Source organism: Brevibacillus sp. JNUCC-41 (assembly GCF_014844095.1).
In the GTDB taxonomy this organism is placed as follows: domain Bacteria; phylum Bacillota; class Bacilli; order Bacillales; family DSM-1321; genus Peribacillus; species Peribacillus aracenensis.
The window spans coordinates 4,877,074-4,902,556 of sequence record NZ_CP062163.1 but is presented as its reverse complement, the minus strand read 5'-3'; the positions used below and the strand labels follow the sequence as shown (position 1 = coordinate 4,902,556).

22 protein-coding genes and 3 pseudogenes are annotated in these 25,483 nt (G+C 38.2%); 20 read left to right on the top strand and 5 right to left on the bottom strand.

Annotated features, from left to right (window positions below):
- Positions 1–138: 138 nt before the first annotated feature.
- A pseudogene (locus tag JNUCC41_RS27490) lies at positions 139–313 on the bottom strand (IS5/IS1182 family transposase); the annotation flags it as partial.
- A gap of 673 nt (positions 314–986) precedes the next feature.
- Here JNUCC41_RS27490 and JNUCC41_RS23665 point away from each other — a divergent pair.
- From JNUCC41_RS23665 to JNUCC41_RS23655, 3 genes are all read left to right on the top strand, one after another.
- Positions 987–1,391: a secondary thiamine-phosphate synthase enzyme YjbQ gene (locus tag JNUCC41_RS23665; RefSeq protein ID WP_192205119.1), complete on the top strand. Its 405-nt coding sequence runs from the start codon at positions 987–989 to the stop codon at positions 1,389–1,391.
- 39 nt (positions 1,392–1,430) lie between these two features.
- Positions 1,431–2,006: a GNAT family N-acetyltransferase gene (locus JNUCC41_RS23660; RefSeq protein ID WP_192205118.1), complete on the top strand. Its 576-nt coding sequence runs from the start codon at positions 1,431–1,433 to the stop codon at positions 2,004–2,006.
- Positions 2,007–2,113: 107 nt separating this feature from the next.
- Positions 2,114–2,713, top strand: a complete 600-nt coding sequence (locus JNUCC41_RS23655) for a cell wall hydrolase (protein WP_228467434.1) — start codon at positions 2,114–2,116, stop codon at positions 2,711–2,713.
- A 61-nt stretch (positions 2,714–2,774) separates the two neighbouring features.
- Here JNUCC41_RS23655 and JNUCC41_RS23650 read toward each other — a convergent pair whose 3' ends face one another.
- On the bottom strand, positions 2,775–3,362 hold the full coding sequence (locus tag JNUCC41_RS23650; protein ID WP_192205117.1) for a DUF2087 domain-containing protein: 588 nt from the start codon (positions 3,360–3,362) through the stop codon (positions 2,775–2,777).
- Positions 3,363–3,521: 159 nt separating this feature from the next.
- Between JNUCC41_RS23650 and trhA the strand changes: the two genes are divergently transcribed.
- Both trhA and JNUCC41_RS23640 read left to right on the top strand, forming a co-directional pair.
- The gene (trhA, locus tag JNUCC41_RS23645; RefSeq protein WP_192205116.1) at positions 3,522–4,166 is read left to right on the top strand and encodes a PAQR family membrane homeostasis protein TrhA; all 645 of its coding nucleotides are present in this window, start codon (positions 3,522–3,524) and stop codon (positions 4,164–4,166) included.
- A gap of 97 nt (positions 4,167–4,263) precedes the next feature.
- Positions 4,264–4,749 (top strand): YusW family protein, encoded by a 486-nt coding sequence (locus JNUCC41_RS23640; RefSeq protein ID WP_192205115.1) that lies wholly within the window; start codon positions 4,264–4,266, stop codon positions 4,747–4,749.
- 284 nt (positions 4,750–5,033) lie between these two features.
- Here JNUCC41_RS23640 and JNUCC41_RS23635 read toward each other — a convergent pair whose 3' ends face one another.
- Positions 5,034–5,606, bottom strand: a complete 573-nt coding sequence (locus JNUCC41_RS23635) for a biotin transporter BioY (RefSeq protein ID WP_228467433.1) — start codon at positions 5,604–5,606, stop codon at positions 5,034–5,036.
- Positions 5,607–5,929: 323 nt separating this feature from the next.
- On the opposite strand from JNUCC41_RS23635, the gene JNUCC41_RS23630 reads away from it, so the two are divergent.
- From JNUCC41_RS23630 to JNUCC41_RS23610, 4 genes and pseudogenes are all read left to right on the top strand, one after another.
- On the top strand, positions 5,930–6,448 hold the full coding sequence (locus JNUCC41_RS23630; protein WP_192205114.1) for an NfeD family membrane protein: 519 nt from the start codon (positions 5,930–5,932) through the stop codon (positions 6,446–6,448).
- A gap of 21 nt (positions 6,449–6,469) precedes the next feature.
- The gene (locus JNUCC41_RS23625; RefSeq protein WP_192205113.1) at positions 6,470–8,002 is read left to right on the top strand and encodes a flotillin lipid rafts scaffold protein FloT; all 1,533 of its coding nucleotides are present in this window, start codon (positions 6,470–6,472) and stop codon (positions 8,000–8,002) included.
- Positions 8,003–8,793: 791 nt separating this feature from the next.
- A pseudogene (locus JNUCC41_RS27405) lies at positions 8,794–9,203 on the top strand (DUF262 domain-containing protein).
- Positions 9,204–9,389: 186 nt separating this feature from the next.
- On the top strand, positions 9,390–10,169 hold the full coding sequence (locus tag JNUCC41_RS23610; protein ID WP_192205112.1) for an HNH endonuclease family protein: 780 nt from the start codon (positions 9,390–9,392) through the stop codon (positions 10,167–10,169).
- Positions 10,170–10,328: 159 nt separating this feature from the next.
- Here JNUCC41_RS23610 and JNUCC41_RS23605 read toward each other — a convergent pair whose 3' ends face one another.
- Complete coding sequence (locus JNUCC41_RS23605; RefSeq protein ID WP_192205111.1) at positions 10,329–10,559, bottom strand: hypothetical protein; 231 nt, start codon at positions 10,557–10,559, stop codon at positions 10,329–10,331.
- Positions 10,560–10,705: 146 nt separating this feature from the next.
- Between JNUCC41_RS23605 and JNUCC41_RS23600 the strand changes: the two genes are divergently transcribed.
- The 9 genes and pseudogenes from JNUCC41_RS23600 to JNUCC41_RS23560 all read left to right on the top strand — a co-directional run.
- Entirely contained in the window at positions 10,706–12,490 is a 1,785-nt protein-coding gene (locus JNUCC41_RS23600; RefSeq protein WP_192205110.1) for a sigma-54 interaction domain-containing protein, read from the top strand.
- A gap of 343 nt (positions 12,491–12,833) precedes the next feature.
- Entirely contained in the window at positions 12,834–13,955 is a 1,122-nt protein-coding gene (locus JNUCC41_RS23595) for a 2-keto-3-deoxygluconate permease (protein ID WP_192205109.1), read from the top strand.
- 15 nt (positions 13,956–13,970) lie between these two features.
- On the top strand, positions 13,971–14,735 hold the full coding sequence (locus tag JNUCC41_RS23590; RefSeq protein ID WP_192205108.1) for an enoyl-CoA hydratase/isomerase family protein: 765 nt from the start codon (positions 13,971–13,973) through the stop codon (positions 14,733–14,735).
- 38 nt (positions 14,736–14,773) lie between these two features.
- Positions 14,774–15,742: an aminopeptidase gene (locus JNUCC41_RS23585; protein ID WP_192205107.1), complete on the top strand. Its 969-nt coding sequence runs from the start codon at positions 14,774–14,776 to the stop codon at positions 15,740–15,742.
- Positions 15,743–15,809: 67 nt separating this feature from the next.
- Entirely contained in the window at positions 15,810–16,982 is a 1,173-nt protein-coding gene (locus JNUCC41_RS23580) for a CaiB/BaiF CoA transferase family protein (RefSeq protein WP_192205106.1), read from the top strand.
- A 41-nt stretch (positions 16,983–17,023) separates the two neighbouring features.
- Positions 17,024–17,551 carry a gamma carbonic anhydrase family protein gene (locus tag JNUCC41_RS23575; protein WP_192205105.1) on the top strand — a complete coding sequence of 176 codons (528 nt, stop codon included), beginning with the start codon at positions 17,024–17,026 and terminating at the stop codon, positions 17,549–17,551.
- Positions 17,552–17,669: 118 nt separating this feature from the next.
- Positions 17,670–19,070: an FAD-binding oxidoreductase gene (locus JNUCC41_RS23570; protein ID WP_192208308.1), complete on the top strand. Its 1,401-nt coding sequence runs from the start codon at positions 17,670–17,672 to the stop codon at positions 19,068–19,070.
- On the top strand, positions 19,067–20,365 hold the full coding sequence (locus JNUCC41_RS23565) for a (Fe-S)-binding protein (protein WP_192205104.1): 1,299 nt from the start codon (positions 19,067–19,069) through the stop codon (positions 20,363–20,365). Before JNUCC41_RS23570 ends, JNUCC41_RS23565 begins: the two co-directional genes overlap by 4 nt.
- A 47-nt stretch (positions 20,366–20,412) precedes the next feature.
- Positions 20,413–20,811 (top strand): annotated as a pseudogene (locus JNUCC41_RS23560) (flotillin domain-containing protein); the annotation flags it as partial.
- Positions 20,812–21,483: 672 nt separating this feature from the next.
- On the opposite strand, the gene JNUCC41_RS23555 reads toward JNUCC41_RS23560, so the two are convergent.
- Complete coding sequence (locus JNUCC41_RS23555) at positions 21,484–22,257, bottom strand: IclR family transcriptional regulator (RefSeq protein ID WP_192205103.1); 774 nt, start codon at positions 22,255–22,257, stop codon at positions 21,484–21,486.
- Positions 22,258–22,539: 282 nt separating this feature from the next.
- Here JNUCC41_RS23555 and JNUCC41_RS23550 point away from each other — a divergent pair, with 282 nt between their 5' ends.
- Together JNUCC41_RS23550 and JNUCC41_RS23545 are read left to right on the top strand one after the other, a co-directional pair.
- On the top strand, positions 22,540–23,712 hold the full coding sequence (locus JNUCC41_RS23550; RefSeq protein WP_192205102.1) for an LL-diaminopimelate aminotransferase: 1,173 nt from the start codon (positions 22,540–22,542) through the stop codon (positions 23,710–23,712).
- A 59-nt stretch (positions 23,713–23,771) separates the two neighbouring features.
- Positions 23,772–25,433, top strand: a complete 1,662-nt coding sequence (locus JNUCC41_RS23545) for a thiamine pyrophosphate-dependent enzyme (RefSeq protein ID WP_228467432.1) — start codon at positions 23,772–23,774, stop codon at positions 25,431–25,433.
- Positions 25,434–25,483: the final 50 nt, after the last annotated feature.

Below are 25,483 nucleotides of genomic sequence, written 5' to 3'. Positions count from 1 at the left end.
TACAGTGGGTCCGCTTTCAGTTTGTAGACAAAAAGGTTACGGAATGGCATCATTCCGTAACCTTTTTCAATTTTATTGGATGGAAGCAGTAAAAAATTGAGGGTCTAAGATGACTATCAGGCATATCTACTGCTTTACATGAAATGAATAGGCAAACTGATTTGTTCTCTTGTGCATAGTAGCTGCTCTCAGGAACAGTTGAACTTTCTTTAATCTCCTTGTTTTCTTCCAAGTTAAACTTATCTGGTGGAAAGGGCTTCTTTACACTGTTTTTGAGATCTTGATTTATTTCTTCTTGAATGTGTCCTTGATGGTAAGTGTTACCTTATGATAGATGTTTCACTATATCTAATAATTAAAACCAACTCAATTGTAGAAAAGGCCAAACTATTAGTATCCGTCGTTGTTAACTGATGGGCATGCGGTAGGACCTCGAAAAGTCATTCTGTCAGGATATCTATCGGGTATGTATAATTAGGGGATGACAATCTATGCAGGATTGGTCATTCTCCTTTTTTATTTGGTCATAGAAAAAGAGCTTATATGCTCCATTGTGTTCACTCTCAAAAAAGTCGAACAAAAAAGCCTTTTTCTGTTTCGGCAATTTGTTCTAGTTACTCATTCATTTGCTTCATTTCCTTTTTTGAAACTCCTTAAGATGTTCCAACAGCCTATTATCCCTATTCTTTGTAAAGTCCTCCAAATATGATAAGAACGCACCCGTTAGTCAAGAAGAAAATTTAAAAATCACCTTTTAACATCTCTAAACAGCAAAGATGATTGCAAGTCCTGTAAAAGAAACAATACATAAAAACACCATCATTCCTTAAAAGTATTGCAACCTCATTCCTTATAAATCCAATATGATAACAAAATAATTATAAAAAGGTTTGTTAATCTTAATATCGACTGGTTTAATAAAGCATGAACCTTTATGTTTATGGGTAAAGGAATATAAAAACGAACAAAAAAAGGAGTGAACGTACATGCTGAAGAAAAATACCTTAAAAACGACGAAGAGGGATGATATGATTGATGTCACGACAGAAGTACAGGCGTTCATCAAGGAAAACGGGATTCAAGAGGGAGTAGCTCTTATATATTGTCCACATACGACAGCAGGGATCACGATTAATGAAAATGCTGATCCTGATGTCAAAAAGGATATGTTAAGAAGACTGGATGAGCAATACCCATGGAATCATACATTGGATTTACATATGGAAGGAAACACGGCAGCCCATTTGAAATCAAGTGCGGTTGGTTCTTCACAGCAGGTGATCATCCATAAAGGGAGCTTGATCCTTGGTACCTGGCAAGGTGTATATTTTTGTGAATTCGATGGTCCCAGAGAAAGGCAATATTTTATTAAATTATGTGTCGACAGGTAAAATGGAAAGTACGGCAAGGTTGAATTGGGAGGAAGCGGATTGGACGATGTTTGGATTGAAGGAAGTAAAGTAATATTAAGGAATGTTAAACAAGCCGATTTAAAACTTTTATGGAGCCTGAAATATGGAGAAGCCGATCCAGAATGGAAAAAGTGGGATGCACCTTATCATCCTCTTGAACTCATTGATTTCCAAACGTATATCGATAAAGAAACGAAATATAGAACCTATGATGAAAAAATGGGGGCTTACTCTGAGCTATTAATGGAAAAGAACGATCAAATAATAGGATCTGTTGTATATTACTGGGAACATGAACCTTCACGTTGGCTTGAAATCGGAATTACGATATTTGAGCCCAAGTATTGGAATGGCGGTTATGGAACAGAAGCGTTAAGGTTATTCATAGGCTATTTATTCGAAAAAATGGAGATTGAGCGGGTGGGACTGACGACATGGTCAGGTAATGAACGCATGATCACAGTAGGAGAAAAGGTAGGTATGCAAGTAGAGGGAAGGATGAGGAAATGCCGTTATCATGATGGTTATTATTATGATTCAGTCAGAATGGGAATGCTACGGGAAGAATGGGAATCATTAAAATTTCGAAGTTAATAGACCCCTGTGAAAATTTTTCCTTCATTTCCTTGGAAAAAATTTAGCACTGTTTTCTCCCATATGGTCTGTTATCCTTGGAAGATGCTTAACGAGGAGGTTACAGGATGAAATTATCAGTTATAATAACCGTGATAATGACTCTAAGTGTCATCATACTTGGGATAGCTTTTCCTAAGGGAACGACCAGTAAAGCTTCGGATGGAGCAACCAAACATGTCATTAAACAAGGTGAATCGATATGGGATATTGCGAAGCAGTACGGTGTTCCTATCGGAAAGTTGAAAGAAGTCAATAATAATGTAAATAATGTTGCCGAACCAGGTAAAACATTGATTATTCCACATGTAATGAATGAAAAAGATAAAGAATTATTAGCAAGGCTTGTGCATGCAGAAGCTAAAGGGGAGCCATACAGAGGTAAGGTCGAGGTGGCAGGAGTCGTTTTGAATCGCCTTGATAGCGATGAATTTCCTGATACGGTACGGGAAGTGATTTATCAAAAAAACCAATTCTCGCCTGTTGGTGACGGCAGTATAAATAAACCAGCAGGAGATGATGCGAAGAAAGCTGTCAATGAAGCATTGGCGATTCATGGCTATACAAATGATGCCTTGTATTTTTGGAATCCTAGTATTTCGGATAGCGAATGGATGAAACAATTACAGGTAATAAAAATTATCGGCGGCCATCATTTTGCCATATAAACGACATCTCAAGAACCGGCTTTCCAAATGGGAGGCTGGTTTTTAATTTTGAAACCTTCCGTTAAACGATATCAGCCCACATCTCGCGGGGATTCAATTCATAAATGCTGTTTTCACGGTACATGATACTCCCGATAATGAGTTCACGCCTTATTGTTGCATAATCATCATGGAAAGTCTGGATGAATTCATTCAATTCTTTTTCTGGATATTTACGTCCCGTTTCCAAAAGGCTGGCTATATGATGAAGAACGATCATTTTCTTTTTTCTCTGTGCAGGTATGGTTTTTAGTCGACCATCTGGCATCAAAAAGTTTTCAAGGATCTTTTTGTGTTCTATATTAAGCTTTTGATTATCCATTTTATTGGAATCCCCCTTAGTTGAAACGAGTTTAGGTAATGCTGACGAATAATGCTTCAGGACATCTTCATTCAAAAAATAATACACCGTATTTTTTTCCCTTCGATCCTTCACTAAATTAATGTCCTTCAATTTAGTTAAATGGTGCGAGATGGTCGGTGCCGTCAATTTTAATATTCCGGCAAGTGCTTGTCCGTGTTTTGGACCATTTGCCAGGATGGATATAATTCTAATCCTTGTAACATCACCAATCGTTTTATGGAATGCGACCAATTTTTCTAATTGCACTTTTACTCCTCCCTGTAATTAGATTATCATCTAATTAGATAATAATCTAATTACAAGGTGATAATCAAGTTAATATTCACTTTTCTATATTGCTTGGAAAATCTGTTGTATACTTTGGTTGGATACTAAAAAATTAATTCGGAACTAAGGAGCTGTAACATGGCCAATACACATGTTTATACAAAAAAAGAAGAAGTGGTCAATGCGATAACCCACGGTGTCGGCGTTTTGTTAAGTATTGCAGCACTTGTGTTTTTAATCATATTCTCAGCCCAAACAGAATCGCCTTGGCATATAGTCATTTCAGTCATTTATGGTGTTTCCATGCTACTTTTATACGTCTCTTCCACATTAGTGCATAGTTTTCCTGAGGGCAAAACAAAGGATATATTCGAAATCTTTGATCATTCAGCCATATATATATTCATTGCAGGAACATACACGCCCATCATGCTTCTTGTGATTCAAGGGTCACTGGGCTGGACACTGCTGGGTATAATCTGGGGAGTTGCCATAGTTGGGGTCGTCTTCAAAGCTTTCTATGTGAAAAAATTCCTCTTCCTTTCGACGATTCTCTATATTGCAATGGGGTGGATGATCGTTATCGTTTGGGGACCACTTACAGCAACGATGCCAACAGCTGGTATCCAGCTACTGATTGCAGGTGGATTGCTTTATACGTTTGGAGCCATATTTTATGTTTGGCGCGGTTTTCCGTTTCATCACGCGGTTTGGCATGTATTCGTGCTTGGGGGATCTGTCACACACTTTTTTGCGGTATTGTTTTATATCCTTCCACTATGATCACTTGGCCGATTTGATGTATATGAGGAAATCTTGAGTTTTATTTAACCACTATTAGGAAATAGATAAGGTATACAGACTATAGGAGGGAAAACTCATGAGAAGATCAATCAAAATATTATCAGTTCCGTTTGCCGCTATGCTTGTTTTGGCGGGATGCGGCGAAGAAAACGATGAGGTGAAAAACCCGCCGGTTCAGGAGAATGAAAATCAAGCTGAAAATAACCCTGAAACAGGAACGGATAATAATGAAAAACTGCCATTCACTTATAAGGATTTTCAATTGGAAGTAGATTACACAGGCAATGATAACGAATACGAAGCTGAATATGATACCATGGGTGCTCAAACAGAAGCTTCGATCGAGGACAAACTTAACAAACATGAAGTTTACGGTGATGAAGCAATGAAAGAATTGACCCCGATTCTGGAAAAATTGACATTCACCAAAGATTCATCAGAGGAGGAAGTCATTCAAGAAGTGACAAAAGCTTTTAATTTGAAGGATGACTATCAAGAATTTGATTTAGAGGTCGTTTTCGAAGATGGTACGAAAAAAGAATATAAAGTGAATAATAAGTAATTAAATCAGTTATTTTATTCTTCCTTAAGTAATAAAATGGCAGTAAGTTCATGTGTATCTTCAATAGTTGTCAAATGACGGTTACTATAGTAAAATGATTACGGTTAGCAAAGGGGATCATATACATTTGCTATTTATATTCGGACTTATGGGGATAGGACCGCAATAATTACTTGTAAAAAAGATTCTTTTTTAAGAGTCTTTTTTTTGTGCAAGTTTTCGGGAAGTTGAATATAAATGAAAGAGAGGGTACCACAAGCGGTACCCTCTCTTTCATTTACCCATCATTGGGAAAGTGGTGCATTTTTTTTTGGCAGCATATTAGCCGAGGCTAACCTTGAACGGATTGTGATGCCAAGCCATGATGCAAGGAATGCTTTTAAAACGCCTACGATTATAAATGGAGCAAAACCGCTGGCAAATGCCACTGGCCAAGATAATGAACTCATATATTTTAACCAAACCGTACCGATGACTAAAGTAATTATCATCCCGATTGTATTAGCAAGGAAAGCCATTGCAACTGTGAAACGGGTTTTTTCCAATATCAGCCCCGTTATATATACTGTCGGGATATAGGATAATAAATAACCGCCTGTCGGACCGAATATCTTAGCTAATCCTCCAGACATTTCAGCGAATACCGGGACTCCCGCTGCTCCTATGAACAAGTATAATAAAACGGAAGAAGTTCCATAACGTGAACCGAGTATCGTTGCTGCCAATCCGACGGCTAGAGTCTGTCCTGTAATCGGTACTAAGGGCAGTGGAATTGTAATTTGGGCAAGTATTCCTATAAGTGCTGCAAATAAAGCTGTAACCATCATCATTCTTAACTTCTCATGACGCTCCTTCATTGTGCTTCCTCCTAATGTAAACCTATTTGTATGACGAGTTAACATATAAAGAATTTTAATATGTTAACTAAACACTGTCAATGAAATTATGTATTTTAATACATTAATGATTTATTAGACTACATTGTTTGTAAGTGAACACAAGGGTAAAATTCAAAACTTGGAAAATAAATGAAACTTTTTTAATGCATCATTCGTATGAATGGTAAGCGAAGAAAATGGAGGGGATTATAACAAAGACTATCAATGTTGGTAAAACGCTTATCCCAGGTCCTTAAAATAGTATGCGGCCTGGAAAAAATCGAATTTAAAGGATGAAAGAGATGGAGTTATTTGGGGTTCCATTAGAAACAGTCTATTTATATGGATTAATTATATTCGGGGGGCTAACTTTCTTATTTATCTTGTTTAATGATATATTTTCCGGACTTGAATTACCGGATATATTTAATCCTACACTCATTTTTAGCTTTTTGACCGTGTTTTTTGCGAGTGGGTTTTTACTTGAATCTCTTTCAGGACTTCATGCTGGGTTGATTGCCGGCATTTCCCTGATCATTTCATTTACCATCGTCACTTTACTGAATGTATTTGTTTTGATTCCCATCTCATCAGCGGAAGAAAGTTTGACATTTCATGATAATGATCTGAGAGGGAGGGTCGGCAGGGTTCTGACATCAATCCCGGTTGACGGGTTTGGGGAAGTCCTGATTGAAAGCATCAGTGGAAGCATCGCGAAAACTGCGGCCAGTTATAAAAATGAAGGAATTGTTTCGGATTCAAAGGTCTTGATCATCGAAGTTAAAAACGGGGTTGTCTATGTTATGCCCCATCAGGATTAAAAAAAGGGTAGGAGGTAGTTTATGTTTAATTTGATTTGGGTTGTCGTCGCCATTGTTGCATTTTTACTTATCGCACTTATTGCTGTCTTTATTACGAAATACCGCACGGCTGGTCCTGATGAAGCATTGATCGTGACCGGAAGCTACTTAGGAAGCAAAAATGTTCACATCGACGAATCAGGAAATAAAATTAAAATCGTCCGCGGAGGTGGTGCTTTCGTTCTCCCTGTGTTCCAGCAAGCGGAACCACTAAGCTTGTTGTCAAGCAAACTTGAGGTCTCTACTCCTGAAGTATATACGGAACAGGGAGTTCCAGTCATGGCTGATGGTGTATCGATCATCAAGATTGGCGGTTCAATCACCGATATTGCCACAGCAGCGGAGCAATTCCTTGGAAAATCCAAAGATGACCGTGAACAGGAAGCGCGGGAAGTCTTGGAGGGACATCTTCGTTCCATCCTTGGATCGATGACAGTCGAGGAAATTTATAAAAACCGCGAAAAGTTTTCACAGGAAGTACAGAGGGTAGCCTCGCAGGATTTAGCAAAAATGGGACTCATCATCGTATCATTTACAATAAAAGATGTTCGGGACAAAAATGGATATCTTGAATCCCTTGGTAAGCCAAGAATCGCTCAAGTGAAAAGGGATGCCGATATTGCTACCGCAGAAGCAGAGAAGGAAACGCGAATCAAGCGAGCCGAAGCTTCGAAGGAAGCGCAGCGTGCCGAACTTGAAAGGGCAACAGAAATAGCCGAAGCCGAGAAAATCAACAAGCTGAAGGTAGCGGAATTCCGTCGAGAGCAGGATATTGCCAAAGCACGAGCTGACCAAGCTTACGATCTGGAAACGGCCCGCTCCAAACAGGAAGTAACCGAGCAGGAAATGCAAATCAGGATCATCGAACGGCAAAAGCAAATCGAGCTGGAGGAAAAAGAAATCCTCCGCCGTGAAAAGCAATATGATTCCGAAGTGAAGAAAAAGGCGGATGCCGACCGTTATGCGGTAGAGCAGGCAGCCTCCGCAAACAAGATGAAACAGATTACGGAAGCGGATGCCGATAAGTATAAAATCGAAGCCATGGCTAAAGCCGAAGCGGAACGCGTTCGCATGGACGGTCTTGCTAAAGCGGACGCACAAAGGGCACAAGGTACGACAGAAGCGGAAATCATCCGGTTAACAGGGGTAGCAGAGGCCGAAGCCAAGCAGAAGATTGCCGAAGCATTTGAACAGTTCGGTCAGGCAGCCGTCATGGACATGATTTTGAAAATGCTTCCGGAGTATGCCAAACAAGTGGCAAGTCCGCTTAGTAATATCGACAAAATCACTGTAGTGGATACAGGCGGAAGCGGTGCGAATGGCGGGGCCAATAAAGTGACTGGCTATGCAACGGATTTAATGGCCACATTGCAGGAGTCATTAAAGGCATCTTCGGGCATTGATGTCAAAGATCTGCTTGAGAATTTCTCAGGAAAGAGAAATTTACCATTTACAACCATCAGTCAGGAGAATGTCGAAGCGAACATGAATATGGCAGCAGGCAAGGAAGAGTAAAGAATAAAATGAAGAAAGGTAAGGGCACAGAGATGCTCTTACCTTTTTTGAATAGTTCTCGTTTAAAAAGGAAGGATTGGTTTATCTGGCCTTTTATGCATCTTCCGATGCGAACTATATTACAGGACACGTACTGAATATTTCAGGCGGTTATCACATCGGTTATTAAAAATTTGTGTTTATAAGGTAGATTGAAAAATGACGTATGTCAATTCATACGTCATTTTTAGTAGCTATTATTATTTATTCTGAACGTAAGAAAACTCAAAAGAATCGGCAATGGAGGAATGAATAAGATGTTATTACTACTGAACTTTCTTCCTTCCTAGCTGTGACAGGATATGCAGTTTAGTTATTTGCTCACCTCGTATACAGCCGGTATTTGTTTGTAAAGCTTGGTAAGAAATCCGCTTTCGAGCCGAACCTAAAAGAACGAATCAATGCTGTGTTAGTGAATGGGTTTGGCCAGCGAAAATTGTATAAAGACAAGAAAAGTGGTCTTATGCATTTAGTATTGTTTTATGGCTTTTTTATCCTCCAAGTAGGACTCATAGAAATCATCATTAAGGGATTTATTAGGGGGGATGAATTACCTTTAGGTGCTGCGCATAAATTTTTCAGTCTCATGTAGGAGTGGACTACCTTCCTTATGCTGTGCGCCCAATGTTATATGCTTTTTATCGCCGTTATATTGAGAAGTTGAAGCGGTTGCAATGGAAGCGAGACGCCAAAGCCGCGTTTGGAATTGTTCTTGGAGGTGATAAAATGTCAATAGATACAAATGACTCAGTATTGGAAAGTTATTAGGGAGTGTTAATGAAGTCTTTCGAATCCCCCTATATCAAAGGCCATATAATTGGGGTAAAGATCAATGGAATGATCTATGGGAAGATTTAATCAAATTAGATGGTGACCAAACACATTTCTGGGGTTTATTATTACCATAAGCCAAGAACGGCAAAAAGCTTTTGGGTATTTTGAGGTAGTTGATGGACAACAACGAATTACAACAATTCTAATACTTTTAACTGCAATTCGTGATCTAGCAGAGAAAATTGATAAGGAACGAGCGGCCTACATAAATAATTACTTTTTAAAAAGTTCTACAATAGATGAAACTGAAGCCAAGATAATATTAGGAAGGAAGGATAACAAATTATTCAAAAAATTAGTTGAAAAAAGTATTAAAAGGGAAAAATAAAAAATGAAAAAATCATTCAAGCTTATAATTTCTTTTTAGAAAAATTAAAAGATAGTAAACTGCAATGGCAGCACATCTATACAAAGTTATTGGGTGAATATGGTGTAGTCCCAATACCTAAACTGTATTCGAAATATAAAAGTTGATTGGTCTGATAACCTACTGAGTTTAGTCGAAGATATATGGTTGAAATTTGAAATGTATTTAAAGCTGTATAATGGAATATTAGGCATAAAGGAGGTGGATGATCGGCTAAATACGTTAGTACGTATAGAAGCAACTACGTGCTACCCGCTTGTAATTAAGTGCCTCTCCGAGAACCTTAATAAAGAACAATTGATGGCAATTTTGGAGGCTATCGAAGTTTTTACATTGCGAAGAAGTATATGTAATATTTCAATCCGAGACATAGATAGAATTTACAATCATTTGGCTTTAGAATCGTTCAATAAAGAAATGCCAGTTTCTTATATTGTTGATTATCTTAAGAGGAGAACCCCATCTGATACTGAATTTTATTTAAACTTTCAGAACCGGGACTTTACAAGGTCAGCACAAACGAAATATATCTTAGAAATGATAGAAAATGCACTAACAAACAACACAAGAGAAAAAACGATAAGTGGTCGGAATGATGTTCACATCGAACATATTATGCCAAGGGAATTACTAAGGAAAAGAAATAAAGTCATTGATAATTCTTGGCAAAAAGAACTAGGAACAAGAGCTTCTGAATATTCAATGTTCGTTAATAGAATTGGGAACCTTACGCTGCTTGGAAGCGAATTAAATATTACTGCATCTAATTATCCTTTTCTTGAAAAGAAAAAAAAATATGAGCAATCCATCATAATGTTAACCAAAGAAATTTGCCAAGAAGACAAATGGACCTTCGAAGAAATAAATATAAGGAGTGTGTATCTTGCGGGTATAGCTAAGAAGATTTGGAATTTCAATAATCTTTAAAGTAGAGGGGTGTAAAGAATTATCCCTCTTTGTTGTTGGTGTTGGCTTTAATATTAAGTATTAAAATAAGCGTTGCTGTTAGCAATGCTTTTTTTAACTTAGAAGAATAAGTTTTTACTGTTGTTAGGTAATTTACTCGCAGATAGAACATCGATTCTTTTAGCCTCTAACCCTAAACTTAGCCGAGTTTTTAAAGCCGTGGCCCTTATTTGGTCCAACCCTCTTTTCTAACGTGTTAAGATCCAGATATGCGGAGAAATCTCGTTTCATTTTTGCTAGATAAGATGCCTTGTTGAGTGCAAAATCATACATTTTATCAACAAAATAAGATTCATCATCGTAAATGACATTATCAGTAATGTAATATTTACTTATATTTTCATCCAACATATCTGGATTCCCGACTAAAGATCAATAGAGTACCTTCTTTTTATAAACTCATTTTATAAAAAGAAGGTTTTCCTTTTAACAAGCAGAAGAATTATATATAACGAAAATTATTAAGGATCTATGTCTTACTAAATAGGGGGAGGAAGATGGGAAAATCGATCCTTTTTGAAGTGCAAGAAGAAGTGAATTTGGTAGCAGAAGCAATTAAGTCAGTATTAGATTTGGAAGTCATTGTTTATGATCAGAATAAAGTGGTGGTTGCTGCTACAGGTGGTGGTCATCATGCTGTTGTGGGTGAGCCAGTTCGAGGACATATTATAAAAGAAGTGATAGAAACAGGGAAGCATGTTTATAACTTTGAACCAGGTTTTCATGATGTTTGTAAAAGCTGCATTCTCCATGGAAACTGCCCCGAAAAAGCAGATGTGTCCTTTCCCCTGAAACATGAAGGGAAAAACGTTGGGGTGATTAGTTTAACCGCATTTTCTGAAGAACAGAAGGCAGAGTTTAAAGATAGACAGCTTGTTTTATCGAATTACCTTGGGAAAATGGCTGACTTAATTAGCAGTAAAATAAATGCAAAAACGTTGTTAGGAAAGTATCTACATATGTTTCAAATGCTTCAAGTGGCTATGCAATCGATGTATGAAGGAATCATCGCAGTAGATCAAAATGGGTATATCTTGGAGCTAAATCGTTCTGCAGAAAAAACACTAAAGATGAAAAGAAATGAAATCCTCACTCTTAATGTCTCGGATATCATCCCTGATTTGCCTATTACGAAAGTTTTATCAACAGCGAAAGGATATACAGACATTGAATTTTCACTTCAAATACATAAAAAAATGATTCAGGTCATTGGTAGTGTTATCCCACTTGTTCATGATGATCGTATTATTGGAGTGGCCATTTCATTTAAGGATTTAAAAGATGTGCAAAAATTAGCATATTCGATTACGTCAGAGGTAGATGATTCAACCTTTGACATTATCGTAGGGAAAAGTAAAGCGATTCTACAAGTGAAAGATATAGCGAAACAAATCGCAACCTCTGACTCCACCATAATATTTTTAGGTGAAAGTGGGACTGGTAAAGAACTTTTCGCAAGGGCCGTGCATCAAGAAAGTCAAAGGGTAAACAAACCCTTTAGGGCGATTAATTGTGCCGCAATTCCAGAACATTTGCTAGAGAGTGAATTATTTGGATATAACGAAGGAGCATTTACTGGGGCGAGGAAAAAAGGGAAGCCTGGAAAATTTGAGATGGCCAATGGCGGAACTATTTTTCTGGATGAAATCGGTGATATGCCACTTCATCTACAAGTTAAAATTTTGCGGGTTTTAGAAGATAGAAGGGTTGAAAGGATAGGTTCTAATTCGACTATAGATATTGATGTGCGGGTGCTGGCAGCAACCAATAAAAACTTAGAGCAAATGGTAAAGGATAGAGAGTTTAGAGAGGATTTATTTTATCGATTAAATGTTATTCCTCTTCATATTCCTCCATTAAGAGAGCGAGTGGGAGATGTAGCCGTCCTTCTTCACCATTTTGTTAATCACTATGTAAATATTACTGGAAAGCAAGTAAAGGGCTTTACTCCAGAAGCCGAAGCATGTCTATGTTCTTATAATTGGCCAGGAAATATTAGAGAGCTACAAAATACGGTGGAATACGCTATCAATATGGCAAAATCTTTTTGGATTACATTAGAAAATTTACCCACTAGAGTTAGGGTCAAAGCCAATCAAAGTGTTTTAGACCAAGGATTAACCTTAGCAGATATGGAAGAAAAAATGATTATCGAATCTTTAAAAAAACATGGTGAAACATTGAATGGAAAGAAGAAGGCTGCGAAGGATTTAGGAATAAACGTAGCTACTCTCTATAGGAAAATCAATAAGTTTGAAATTAATCGCAAAATGCAAATGTAGTTTGCATTTTGCGATTAATGAAGAAATCGGTAGTAGGTTAGTCCTTTTTAATATTTATTAGGGCTAACCTCTTTTTTTAATTTGCATTTTGCGAAATGAAAAGTGTCTTGCTACTGATTGTTTCTCTGAAAAGTAAAGCTAAATTCGTCTAGAATAAAGGTTTGTTTAATTTTTCGATATTTCTAACAACTTGGTACAGTAATTGCATTAGTAATAGATGAAAAAGAAAATGAAAGGTGAGGGTGACTTATGAAAAACTAATGTATTTTCGATTTCCATAACAAAAATAATCTTTCGAAAATTGTAAGCGTTTTCCATGAAAATTCCATTTGGGAGTGATTTTATGAGGATCAAGCGAAGGATTGAAAAAGTACCAGGGGGGCTTATGGTGATCCCACTCATGTTGGGGGCACTCTTTAATACGATTGATCAGCTCCATATTCCACTTGTTATGGAGTTTCTTAAATCATTAGGAGTAACACCTGTCGAAGAAGGCATTTATGAGTTTATGAGAATTGGAGGGTTTACGGAAGCTCTCTTTAAAAACGGGACATTGACACTTATCGGTTTATTCTTGTTCTGTGCAGGTAGTCAGATGAATTTACGAGTGGGTGGAAAAGCCTTAAAAAAAGGGATTCTATTAACTTCTAGTAAGTGTTTGACTGGAATTACAATTGGCCTTCTATTCGGTTACTTTTTTGATCCTATGAACGGGCTCCTTGGATTATCCACTCTTGCCATTATTGCTGCAATGACAAATGGAAATGAAGGAATGTATGCCGTTCTCACAGGACAATATGGTAACCGTTCAGATGTTGGAGCAATTTCTGTTTTGACATTAAATGATGGTCCATTCTTTACCATGATGGCATTGGGAATAGTAGGAATTAACTTCCCTGCTATTGCATTCATCGCGGTATTGTTACCAATTGCATTAGGGATGCTATTAGGAAACTTGGATGAGGACATTAGAGAATTTCTAAAGCCAGGTGAAACGTTACTTGTTCCCTTTTTTGCCTTTTGTTTAGGAGCAGGAATGAACTTCATGAGTTTCTTTAATGCTGAAGCTGTTTGGGGCGGTCTTGTCTTGGGTTTTGCAACGGTCATTATTACCGGTCTAACAGGAATCCTTGTTTATCGTATATTTGGAGAGAAAAGTACAATTGGTCCCGTTGCCGAGGCATCAACCGCAGGGAATGCAGTGGGAACACCAGCGGCCATAGCAGCAGCTGCTTCAGTTGCTGCAGGAGCAGGACTTATGTCATTAGAAGAGGCACAAAGTTTTCAGCAAATAGCTAATCTAGCCACAATTCAAATTTCTATCTCTACTATTACTTCTTCAATTCTTTGTCCAATAGCGGTAATTTTTTGGGATAAATATCAAAGAAGCAAAGGGATTGACGGTCGATTGGAGGATTTTTCTAAGAGAAATGAGAAGTCGTTGGAAGTGAATCAGCAAGGTTAGAAAGGAGATGGAACGATGAAGTGGATAAAGGCCAATATTGAAAATCAGATTTGCACCATAACGATTAATAACCCACCAATGAATATTTTGACGAAGGAATTCCGTGAAGAATTTGTGCCGTATATGGAAAATCTAAAGTCTCGTACTGATGTTCGAGTCATTATTTTGACAGGAGAAGGTGACAGGGCATTCTGTGCAGGAGCTGATTTAAATGAAGAAGGTGAATTGACCCCTGAGACGGTACGCTACTTTCTTGAAGAAGATTGCCGCATTTATGATGTTGTTAATGAAATGCCACAGCCAGTGATTGCTGCTGTTGATGGATATGCTTTTGGTGGGGGATTTGAACTGATCTTAGCTTGTGATATTCGAATTATGTCCGAGCGAGCTAAGCTGTGTGCAGCAGGAGTGAAGGTAGGATTAGTTGTCGGACCTACCCGACTTGTAAGGTTAGTAGGAGAGGCTTACGCAAAAGAAGTTATATTAACGGGAAAAACCGTCGTTGCTGATGAAGCATTTCAACGTTGTTTGGCTAGTAAAGTTGTTCCTCATACTATATTAATGAATGAAGCTTTAGAGTGGGCAAAAATGATTGCCTCACGTGCACCAATAGCTGTCAGGAATGCGAAAGAGACAATTCAAAAAACAATGGATTTAAATTGGAAGGAAGCTATGACATATGAGTTAGATGCTTTCATAACTTGCCAGGATACACGAGATCACAAACATGCCATTGAGTCTTTTTTTAATAAACAAATACCAATTTTCCAAGGAAGATGATTAAGAAATTAATAGACGAAGGGGAGGATCCACAAGCGATGAAGGAAGTTATGATGTATCCAGGTGCTATTGCGTTGATAAAAGTATTGGCAGGAGTTGTAGAAGGAGAGAAAGTGTTGATCTTAACGGATTTTCAAACAGAAAGTATTGCTAAAACATTAGCAACTGTAACCTACTCTTTAGGTGCTGAACCGATCACGATGTCCATGCCACCAAGAAAGGGGCATGGTGATGCGCTACCCGATCCAGTCGCTGCAGCTATGAAAGAAGTAGATGTTGTGATTGCTCCAACTACTTATAACATTGCACACACAAATGCTCGTCATGAGGCACAAGAAGCTGGTGCTAGAGTTTTAGTCTTGCCAGAATCCCATGATAACATTTTGCTGAGTAAAGGATTACAAGCTGATTTTATTTCACTTAGACCCCAAGTGGAACAGGTAGCAAATTTATTAACCACCGGTGATGTAGTTAGGATAACGACTTCTCAAGGAACGGATTTACGACTATCCATTAAAGGAAGGGAAGGGCGAGCATTAACAGGTTTTGCTAATACCAAGGATATATCTGCTGTGCATTGCATCGAATCCAGTATCGCACCTGTTGAAGGATCAGCAGAAGGTGTCTTAGTGGTAGATGGAAGTATACCAGGAGTTGGCCTTATAGATACTCCTGTGGTTGTTGAGTTTAAGAGGGGGAAGGCTGTTTCCATTACAGGGGGAAAGGAAGCTGATTTATTTAGAAAAATATTATTTGAACGAAATGATGAAGATGGGAACATCTATCATGCAGGTGAATTTGGAATAGGTATGAACCCGGAATGTGAGTTAGAAAATAGTATGTTAAGTGATGAAGGTGTGTTTGGCACCATTCACGTTGCTTTAGGTACGAATGCTTATATTGGTGGGGTAATTAAGGCAAAAGGTCATTACGATATGGTTGTTAAAGACGCTATGGTGGAAATAGACGGTGTAACTATTCTTCGGAACAATGAACTTTATTTATGATTTTTATGGAGGATACTGTGTTGATAGATTAATAAATATTTATTAAAAGTTAGAAGGGATTGATTTGATGAGTGCTTTGAATGGCATCCGTATCGTAGATCTCAGTCAGGTAATGGCAGGCCCATATTGCAGTATGTTACTAGCGGATATGGGAGCTGATGTAATTAAAATTGAACCACCCACTGGTGAGAATACTAGAAGATGGCCACCTCACATCGATGGAGAAAGTGCTGCTTTTATGGCTATTAATCGAAATAAGCGGAGCATGACGCTGAATTTGAAAGATGATGAAGACAAGAAAATATTTTATAAATTAATTGAAACAGCAGACGTACTAGTTGAGAATTATCGTCCCGGTGTAGTTAAGCGATTGGGTGTAGATTATGACACCCTGAACAAGATTAATCCTCGATTAGTTTATTGCTCTATTTCCGGTTTTGGTCAATATGGACCTTATTCATCCCGCGGGGGCTATGACTTAATTGCGCAGGGAATGACGGGAATCATGAGTGTGACCGGAGAACGAGGTGGAAACCCAGTAAAGTGTGGGTTGCCTATCACAGATTTGGGTGTAGCACTTTTCGCTGCCTATGGAATACTATCTGCTTTGTATGCACGTGTTCAATCAAATGAAGGTCAATTTATAGATGCTTCTTTATTTGATACCGGCCTTGCATTATCTGTTTGGGAAAGCACGCAATATTGGGTTAATGGTGAAACCCCAGAACCTACTGGGAGCGGACACCGATTGTCGGCACCCTATCAAGCCTTTCAAGCGAGTGATGGCTATTTCACTGTCGGAGCAGATACACCACATCATTGGCCTGTATTTTGTCATATCATAGGGAGACCCGAACTCCTAAATGACGTAAGATTTATCGATGATCCTTCAAGGATCAAGCATTTAAAGGTTTTTATACAATTAATTGAAGAAAAAACAAGTAAACGCCCAAGAAGTTATTGGCTAGAGAAGTTTGAAGAAGTAGGGATACCTGCCGGACCAATTAATTCTTATCCAGAATCATTAACTGATTCACATACTATTTCCAGGGGAATGGTTGAAGAGTTAGAACATCCTATTGCAGGAAAAATTAAGGCGTTAGGTATTCCTATCAAATTATCAAAAAATCCTGGTCAAATAAGAAATGCAGCTCCTTTGCTAGGGCAGCATACTGAGGAAATATTAAAAGAATTAGGATTAGAAAAATCTGATCAATCTTATAAAGAGTTAAATATATAACATCTAATATTAATTACGAGAGTGATAGGGGGATGGTGTTGATGATTCATCGTTTAAGAGGAAGAGTTCCATCCATTAATTCTGAAACCTTTATACATGAGTCAGCGCAAATTATTGGAGACGTTAGGATTGCAAAGGATGTGAGCGTCTGGCCACAAGCCGTGTTAAGGGGAGATGATAAAAATTTTATTGAAATAGGGGAAGGTACCAATATGCAAGATGGTTGTATCTGTCATGTTACACCCGATTTCCCTTTACATATAGGGAAAAGGGTAACTGTTGGACACGGTGCTATCCTACATGCCTGTAAAATTGAGGATGGAGCTTTGATCGGCATTGGAGCGAAAGTTTTAGATGGTGCTACCGTTAGAAAGGGAGCACAAGTAGGAGCTGGGGCAGTTGTACCACCAGGTAGGATTATTCCAGAAGGAGCGCTAGCTATAGGAATTCCTGCTAAAGTGGTCAGGGAGCTGACGGAAGCAGAGAAGAATGAAAATATTCATAATGCAACGGAATATATTGAACTTTGGAAGCGCGAGTATTCCAAGGAAGTGGAGGATGAAATTTGAAGTACAAATGCTTATAGGAATTGGCGACAAAAGTATTGCAACCAACAGCCTACAACTGCTCAAGCCCCATTCGGAGGAATTAATGGAAGCGGCGTTGCATGAGAAGGAGCCAAATAAAATGGACTTGAAATTGAATGAAATAAAAGGAATCATTCCTTCTAACCAAATTTTTACGAGTTTATCTGATAGACATAGTTATAGTTACGATGCTTCTTTTGGTACGTTTCTCCCTGATATGGTGATTCAGGTGAAGAATAAAATAGAAGTGTCATCTATTTTAAAATTGGCAAATAAATATAAGATTCCAGTTTACCCTCGTGGGCAAGGGACTTCTCTAAGTGGAGGTCCATTACCTGTAAAAGGAGGGATTGTTTTAGATATGTCTCAATGGGATAGTTATTTAAGTATTGAGCCTGATGACCTAATTGCAGTGGTTTCACCTGGAGTTCTTACAGCTAAGATTAATGATGCAGCTGAGAGGTACGGACTCATGTACCCACCTGATCCAAGCAGTTCCCATGTTTCTACGATTGGAGGCAATTTAGCCGAGAATTCGGGAGGGCCCAGGGGGCTAAAATACGGAGTGACAAAGGATTATGTTATTGGCCTAGAAGTTGTAACCCCTGAAGGAGAAATTATTAAAACAGGGGGGCGAACAATTAAGAATGTAACTGGTTATGATTTAACAAAGCTAATTGTAGGATCTGAAGGGACACTCGGCATAATAACTGAGGCAACGTTAAAATTGGTTCCTAAACCACCTGCTACTTTAACCTTGATGGCTGTGTTTGATGATCTCATTTTATCAGGAAAAGCTATATCTAAAATTTTAACATCAGGCATTCTTCCTTCAAAAATGGAAATAATGGATCAGCATTCTATGATTGCCGTTGAAAATTATCAGCCATTAGGCCTTCCTATCGAATCTGAAGCGATACTGTTAATCGAACTTGATGGCCATCCAATAGCCATTAAAGAAGAAATGAATACTGTTGAGAAGGTTTTTACAGAGATTGGGGCTGTAAGTGTAAAGATTGCCGGAAACGAGAAAGAAGCAGAAATATATTGGAAGGCAAGAAAGTTGGTTTCTCCAGCTATAGTCAAAATAAAACCTACAAAGGTTTCAGAAGATGCCACGGTACCACGTAGTAAGATTCCGGAGATGTTTCAAAGGTTAAAAGAAATCGGTGAAAAATATAAAGTTCATCTTGTTGTCTTCGGTCATGCAGGGGACGGAAATCTTCATCCTAATATTATTTGTGACAAACGAGATGTAGAGGAAATGAAACGAGTGGAAAAAGCGGTTGAAGAAATATTTGAGGCTGCGATTAAATTAGGAGGGACTTTGTCAGGAGAACATGGAATTGGAACATTGAAAGCTCCCTTTATGGAGATGGAGTTAGGACATTATGGATTAGATATGATGAGAAGGGTTAAACAAGCTTGGGATCCCAATAATATATTAAATCCAGGGAAAATATTCCCGGAAAAGGGACAGAAGTTGGTGTTAAGAGAATGAGTATGATTTCTGAACTCCAAAGAAAGTTAAACTATGATGAAACCTTCAATTGTGTCCAGTGTGGATATTGTTTACCAGCTTGTCCGACATACGAAACTATGAAAAATGAGTCCAATTCTCCAAGGGGACGTATTAATCTCGTAAAGATGTTTGCAGAAGATAGAATCACAATAGATGACCTAAGAGAGCCAATAGAAAAATGTCTTGGATGCCGCGCATGTGTAACAGCTTGTCCGACGAATGTCCAATATGGGAAGATCTTAGAAGGGGCGAAAGAGGTGTTGGATTCATCAGAAGAGAAAACAAAAAAACAAAGAATTACTGAAAAAATAATTTTTGAACAAGTATTCCCCTCGAAGAAATGGATGGATTTTATCGGTAATGCAACATGGTTGTATCAGATATCAGGACTGCAAAAAATCACCCAAAAGACGGGAATTACAAAAATGGCCCCTCTTCATCTTGGGACATTTGAAGCGGTTCTTCCAGATATCTCTTCCCCTTTGACTCGTAAAAAAATGTCTAAACATTACTATGTAAAAGGACTAAAGAAAATAACTGTTGGTTTTATTACAGGGTGTGTAATGAATGCTATCTTTCAAAATATAAATAATGAAACTATTCATTTATTAACCTTGGCAGGGGCAGAAGTTATTATACCAGAAACTCAAACATGTTGTGGGGCCCTACACGCGCATGCAGGGAAAATGGATTCTGCAAAAAAGCTTGCTAAAATTAACATTGAAGTCTTTGAAAATGAAAATGTGGACTATATTGTTAATAATGCCGGTGGGTGTGGTGCAACTCTAATTGAGTATGATCATCTTTTTCATAATGAAGAAGATTGGAAAAAACGTGCTAAAAGCTTTGTTAATAAGGTAAGGGATATTTCAGAGATTTTATGTGAATTAGATGGTTTGAGTTTTACCAAAGAAATGAATTCAATTGTGACTTATCAAACGTCATGTCATATGACACATGTGCAAAAAGTTACAGAGGAACCACTTCTCCTGCTAAATCAAGTTCCAGGTATACGTTACCAAGAGATGAAAGACTATAATAGGTGCTGTGGATCAGCAGGAATCTACAATTTAGTTAATTACGAAGAATCCATGGAAATTTTAGATTTGAAGATGGGAAAAGCAAAGGATACTAAAGCCTCTATAATCGTAACGACAAATCCTGGTTGCTTGTTACAAATGAAATTGGGGATAAAAAGGGAAGGTCTAGAAGGAAGTATAAGGGCCCTTCATCTCGTAGAATTACTAGTTGAAGCAGGAGCAGTAACTAAATAAGAAAATCAAAAAATTCTGCACTTTCCAGAGGGTTCCTTATTCATACGACAGAAGCGGAAATCATCCGGTTAACAGGGGTAGCAGAGGCCGAAGCCAAGCAGAAGATTGCCGAAGCATTTGAACAGTTCGGTCAGGCAGCCGTCATGGATATGATTTTGAAAATGCTTCCGGAGTATGCCAAGCAAGTGGCAAGTCCGCTTAGTAATATCGACAAAATCACTGTAGTGGATACAGGTGGAAGCGGTGCGAATGGCGGGGCCAATAAAGTGACTGGCTATGCAACGGATTTAATGGCCACATTGCAGGAGTCATTAAAGGCATCTTCGGGCATTGATGTCAAAGACTTGCTTGAGAATTTCTCTGGAAAGAGAAATTTACCATTTACAACCACCAGTCAGGAGAATGTCGAAGCGAACATGAATATGGCAGCAGGCAAGGAAGAGTAACGATTAAGAAAATACATGGTAAATTATACTGATATTAAAGCTGAGGTTATTGGACTTACTTATAGAGAATAAACAACCAAGGATGATTGGTTGTTTATTTTTTTGCTTTTTAAGCCTAAATTCGTTTTTAGTTTTCGCTATTATTAAATGTTTGAAACCGATATTTGGATGTACATATTACTTAAACTTAGTAACATATTTTAAGACAAGTCTTTTCTTTAAACCTACTTAGTCAACGTATTTAAATCAACTATGCGGAGAAATCTCGTTTTATTTTTGCTAGGTAGGATGGTTAGTTCAATGCAAAATCATACATTTTATCGACAAAATAAGATTCATCATCGTAAATGACACTATCAGCAATATAATATTCACTTATATTTCACTTTTATTTTCATCCAACACATTTGGATTCCTCACTATAGCAACTTCAATAATTTTCTTCATTAACCTCTAACATATTCTGTGTAAAATCTTGAGATTTTAATGTTAAATTAAATACCTTTTCTGACAAAGACGTATTGTAATAAGATTTTGGGTCAGGTGATTTAACCGTTTTATTTTCGTGTATGCTAAATGTTCATCAAAAACGATCGTTTTTAGCATGAAACTAATGTCATTTCCACCGTATAAAAAACTTCTTCTAAATAACAGCGGTTAGTATATCTTGTTCTATAGAACGTCCGTTTCTATATATCCTAGTTCATGAGAAATTTGACTGGCAGTTTCTTTTGTTTTCTTACGAATAGTTTCTTCAACTTTCTCCTGCATTCTCGTATTCGGACCACTTACAGTAAGCGCAGCGACAACCTTATCCGTATAGTCAAGTACAGGATAGGAAATACCTATTGTTTCTTCATCCTGCTCACCCTTACTAATGGAATATCCATTACACCGTATTTGTTCAATTTCCTTATACAGAATTTCTTTATTTTTAATTGTATACGGCGTGAATTTAGTAAAAGTCATTTTTTCCAGAAGAGTTTCCCGATCTGTCTCGGGCAAATAAGCAAGCAACAATTTTGGACCGGAACCGATATATAACTCAGAACGTTTCCCAACCCTTGTATGCAGCCGTACCGCTTGGCTGCTTTCTACTTTTTCGATGTATACAGCTTCATCTCCATCGAGTATAACCAGATGTACAGCTTCATTAATGTCAGCACAAAGTTCTCTCATCCAGGGTAAAGCAATGGTACGTAAATCTAATTGTTCTGAGACTATGTTTCCTAATTCAAGCAGTTTTAGACCCAAACGGTAGCGAACATCTTGTTCGGTATTCTTTGTCTTTACCAAAAAACCACATACCTCCAGAGAGGTAAGGAATCGATAGGCTGATGGCTTTGGCATATCAGATTTTGTTGCTATTTCACTAAGTGTTAACTCTTTTTTTTCTTCTAAAAAAAAATCCAGCAACTTGAGTGCTTTAATTACACTTTGGTTCATATTTCCCCCCCTTAAACGGTTCATATCTATCAAATATTTAATCATATTTTAAATGGTGTTTCAAATATCGAAACGATTTTTTTGTAATATTATGATAAATATAAATTTATTAAAAAAGGTTAAGAACAAAAATATATAACATTATTTTACAAAACTTTTGAATATTTAGTTTATTTGTTTTAATATTAGATTATAAAAAAAGAAATGCCGTTTCAATAGTTGAAACGCAATATGAAATTCCCTTTTGAATATTGAATTGGGATTGCACAGAAAGGAGAAAAAATGTTTATAAAACCGAAGCGTGTTAAGAATGTCCCCCCTTATTTGTTTAATGAGATTAATAAAAAGAAACAAAATTTAATTGAGCAAGGAGTAGATATAATTGATTTAGGCATTGGATGTCCAGATCTGCCTACTCCACAGCACATTGTAGATCGATTAATTGAGGAAATGAAAGACCCGGATAATTTTAAATATCCTGGTTACAGTGGTTGTCTAGAATTCAGAAAAGCGGTGGCCCAATTTTATAAAGACCGTTTTAATGTTGACTTGGACCCAGAGACGGAAATTCTTGCGCTAATCGGTTCAAAAGAGGGAATCTCTCATTTTATTACTGCATCGATTGATCCAGGGGATGTTGTATTGCTTCCAGACCCGGGATATCCCACATATCGAACGGCTACTTATCTGGCCAATGGCATTCCTTATAGTATGGCGCTATTAAAAGAAAATGGATTTCTACCGGATTTTTCATCAATTCCCGTGCAAGAAGTCGAAAAAGCGAAGCTAATGTTTTTGAATTATCCGGGAAATCCAACGGCCGCTACAGCGGATTTAGCTTTTTTCCAGGGAGCCGTGGATTTTGCTCGACGTAATCAAATGGTCGTTGCACATGATGCTGCATATCAAATGGTTACATTTAACGGATATACAGCTCCAAGCATTCTGCAGGTAGAAGGCGCAAAGGAGATTGCCGTTGAGTTTGGTTCTCTTTCAAAGACATATAGCATGACAGGGTGGAGAATTGGGTACGCAGTAGGAAACAAAGAAGCTCTTCAATCGCTATCCGTTGTGAAGAGTAATATGGATACAAGCCAGTTCCTTCCCATTCAAAAAGCTGCTGCCACTGCACTTGTGTCTGAACAATATTACGTAGAAGATTACAATCAGATATATAGAGAGCGGATGGAAGGAATGCTTGCGGCGCTTCGGGAAATAGGAATTGAATCCGATACACCGAAAGGAAGTTTTTTTATCTGGGCATCTGTACCAGAAGGATACACTTCTAGCGAATTTGCAACCAAGTTGCTTGAAGAAGCCGGTGTAATTGTAACGCCGGGCGCAGCATTTGGAGAATACGGAGAGGGATATTTCAGAATTTCTTTATCCGTACCAACCGAAAGACTGTATGAAGCAATACATCGAATTAAAACAAAAGTAACGATTACTGTTTAGTTCTGCGATATATATGAAATGCTATTTCAAATATTGAAATTATGGAGGAGAGTAAAACAATGGGAAAATCGATGAACGGAGCACGTGCTATTGTAGAATGTTTGAAATTAGAAGGTGTTGAGCATGTTTTCTGCGTTCCCGGAGAAAGTTATTTACCTTTAATGGATAGCATCTATGAAACAGAAAGCATTCAATTGATTTCTACACGTCATGAAGGCGGTGCCGCTTTTATGGCTGAGGCATACGGGAAAGCGACGCGTAAACCGGGTGTGGCCATGGCGACGCGGGCGGTAGGTGGTGCCAATTTAGCTATTGGTATTCATACTGCTTACCAGGATTCCACGCCTATGGTTGTTTTCTTAGGCCAGGTCCATAGTAAATTCCGGGGCAGAGAAGGGTTTCAAGAGGTAGACTTGGATCGTTTTTTCGGTCATATTGCCAAATGGACCGTGGAAATTAAAGATGTAGAACGTATGCCAGAACTTGTTCAGCGGGCGTTCCGCATCGCAAAGAGCGGGCGACCGGGACCTGTTGTCATTGCTCTTCCGGAAGACGTTCTCGTAGCAGAAGCGGAAATGAGCTTCGGACCTGTTACTCCAGTTCCGGCACCACGTCCAGGTACGCAAGAGATCGTATCCGTTCAACGACTACTGGAACAATCAGAGCGTCCAGTTATTCTTGCTGGAGGAGGCGTAATTGCAGCAAATGGAGAACAGGCGTTGCGTAAACTGGCAGAAAAATTTGAGATTCCAGTAATGTCGTCATTCCGTCGTCATGATGTGTTTCCTAATGATCATGCGTTGTATGTCGGTCACTCTGGACTTGGCACATTTGCGCCTATACTCGGTACGCTTCGTCAGGCTGACCTAGTGCTGGCAATTGGCACACGTTTATCGGAGGTTACAACACAGGATTATAGCATTCTAAACCAGGAACAGAAATTGGTTCATATCGATATTGAAGAGGAGACACTCGGTAAGGTGTATAGTCCACATGTTGGTATTGTTGCTGATGCGAGAGAAGCACTAGAAGAATTACTTGAGATGAATGTGGACAAAAGCTGGTCTAAATGGGCAAAAGAGAGGAATGAAATATATAAGCATGCTGGAGACGGAGTGGACTCGGAGAAGGAGCATAGTGTAGATAATAAGGAAATTATTCGAATTCTTCAGGAAACACTTCCAGAGGATGCAATTATTACGAATGATGCCGGTAATTTTGCAAGTTGGTTACACAATTTTTATTCCTTTAACCGTTCTAAAACATATATTGGCCCAACATCTGGTGCGATGGGATATGGTTTACCAGCGGCTTTAGGTACCAAACTGGCAAATCCAGATAAAACGGTCGTTTCATTATCAGGTGACGGTGGTTTTATGATGACGACACAAGAGTTAGAAACGGCAGTCCGTTACAATATTCCAGTGATCGCACTTGTATTTAACAATAGTATGTATGGAACGATTCGCATGCATCAAGAAATACATTATCCGGAGCGAGTGATCGGCACTGAGTTAAGTGATGTGAATTTTTCTTCTTTAGGGGCTGCCCTAGGAGCCCAAGCTTTTAGGGTAACAAAGGATGAAGAATTTAAAGATACGCTTGAGCGTGCACTTAAATCTAAAGGAGTAACACTCATTGAAATCATGACAAATCCTGAGCGTATTTCTGTACAAGCAACCATTAACTCTATACGTGAAAAGTCGACGCAAAAAGCCTAAACAAATACACTCATATACAGAAGGGAATTCTTCCCTAGTAGAGCAGGACT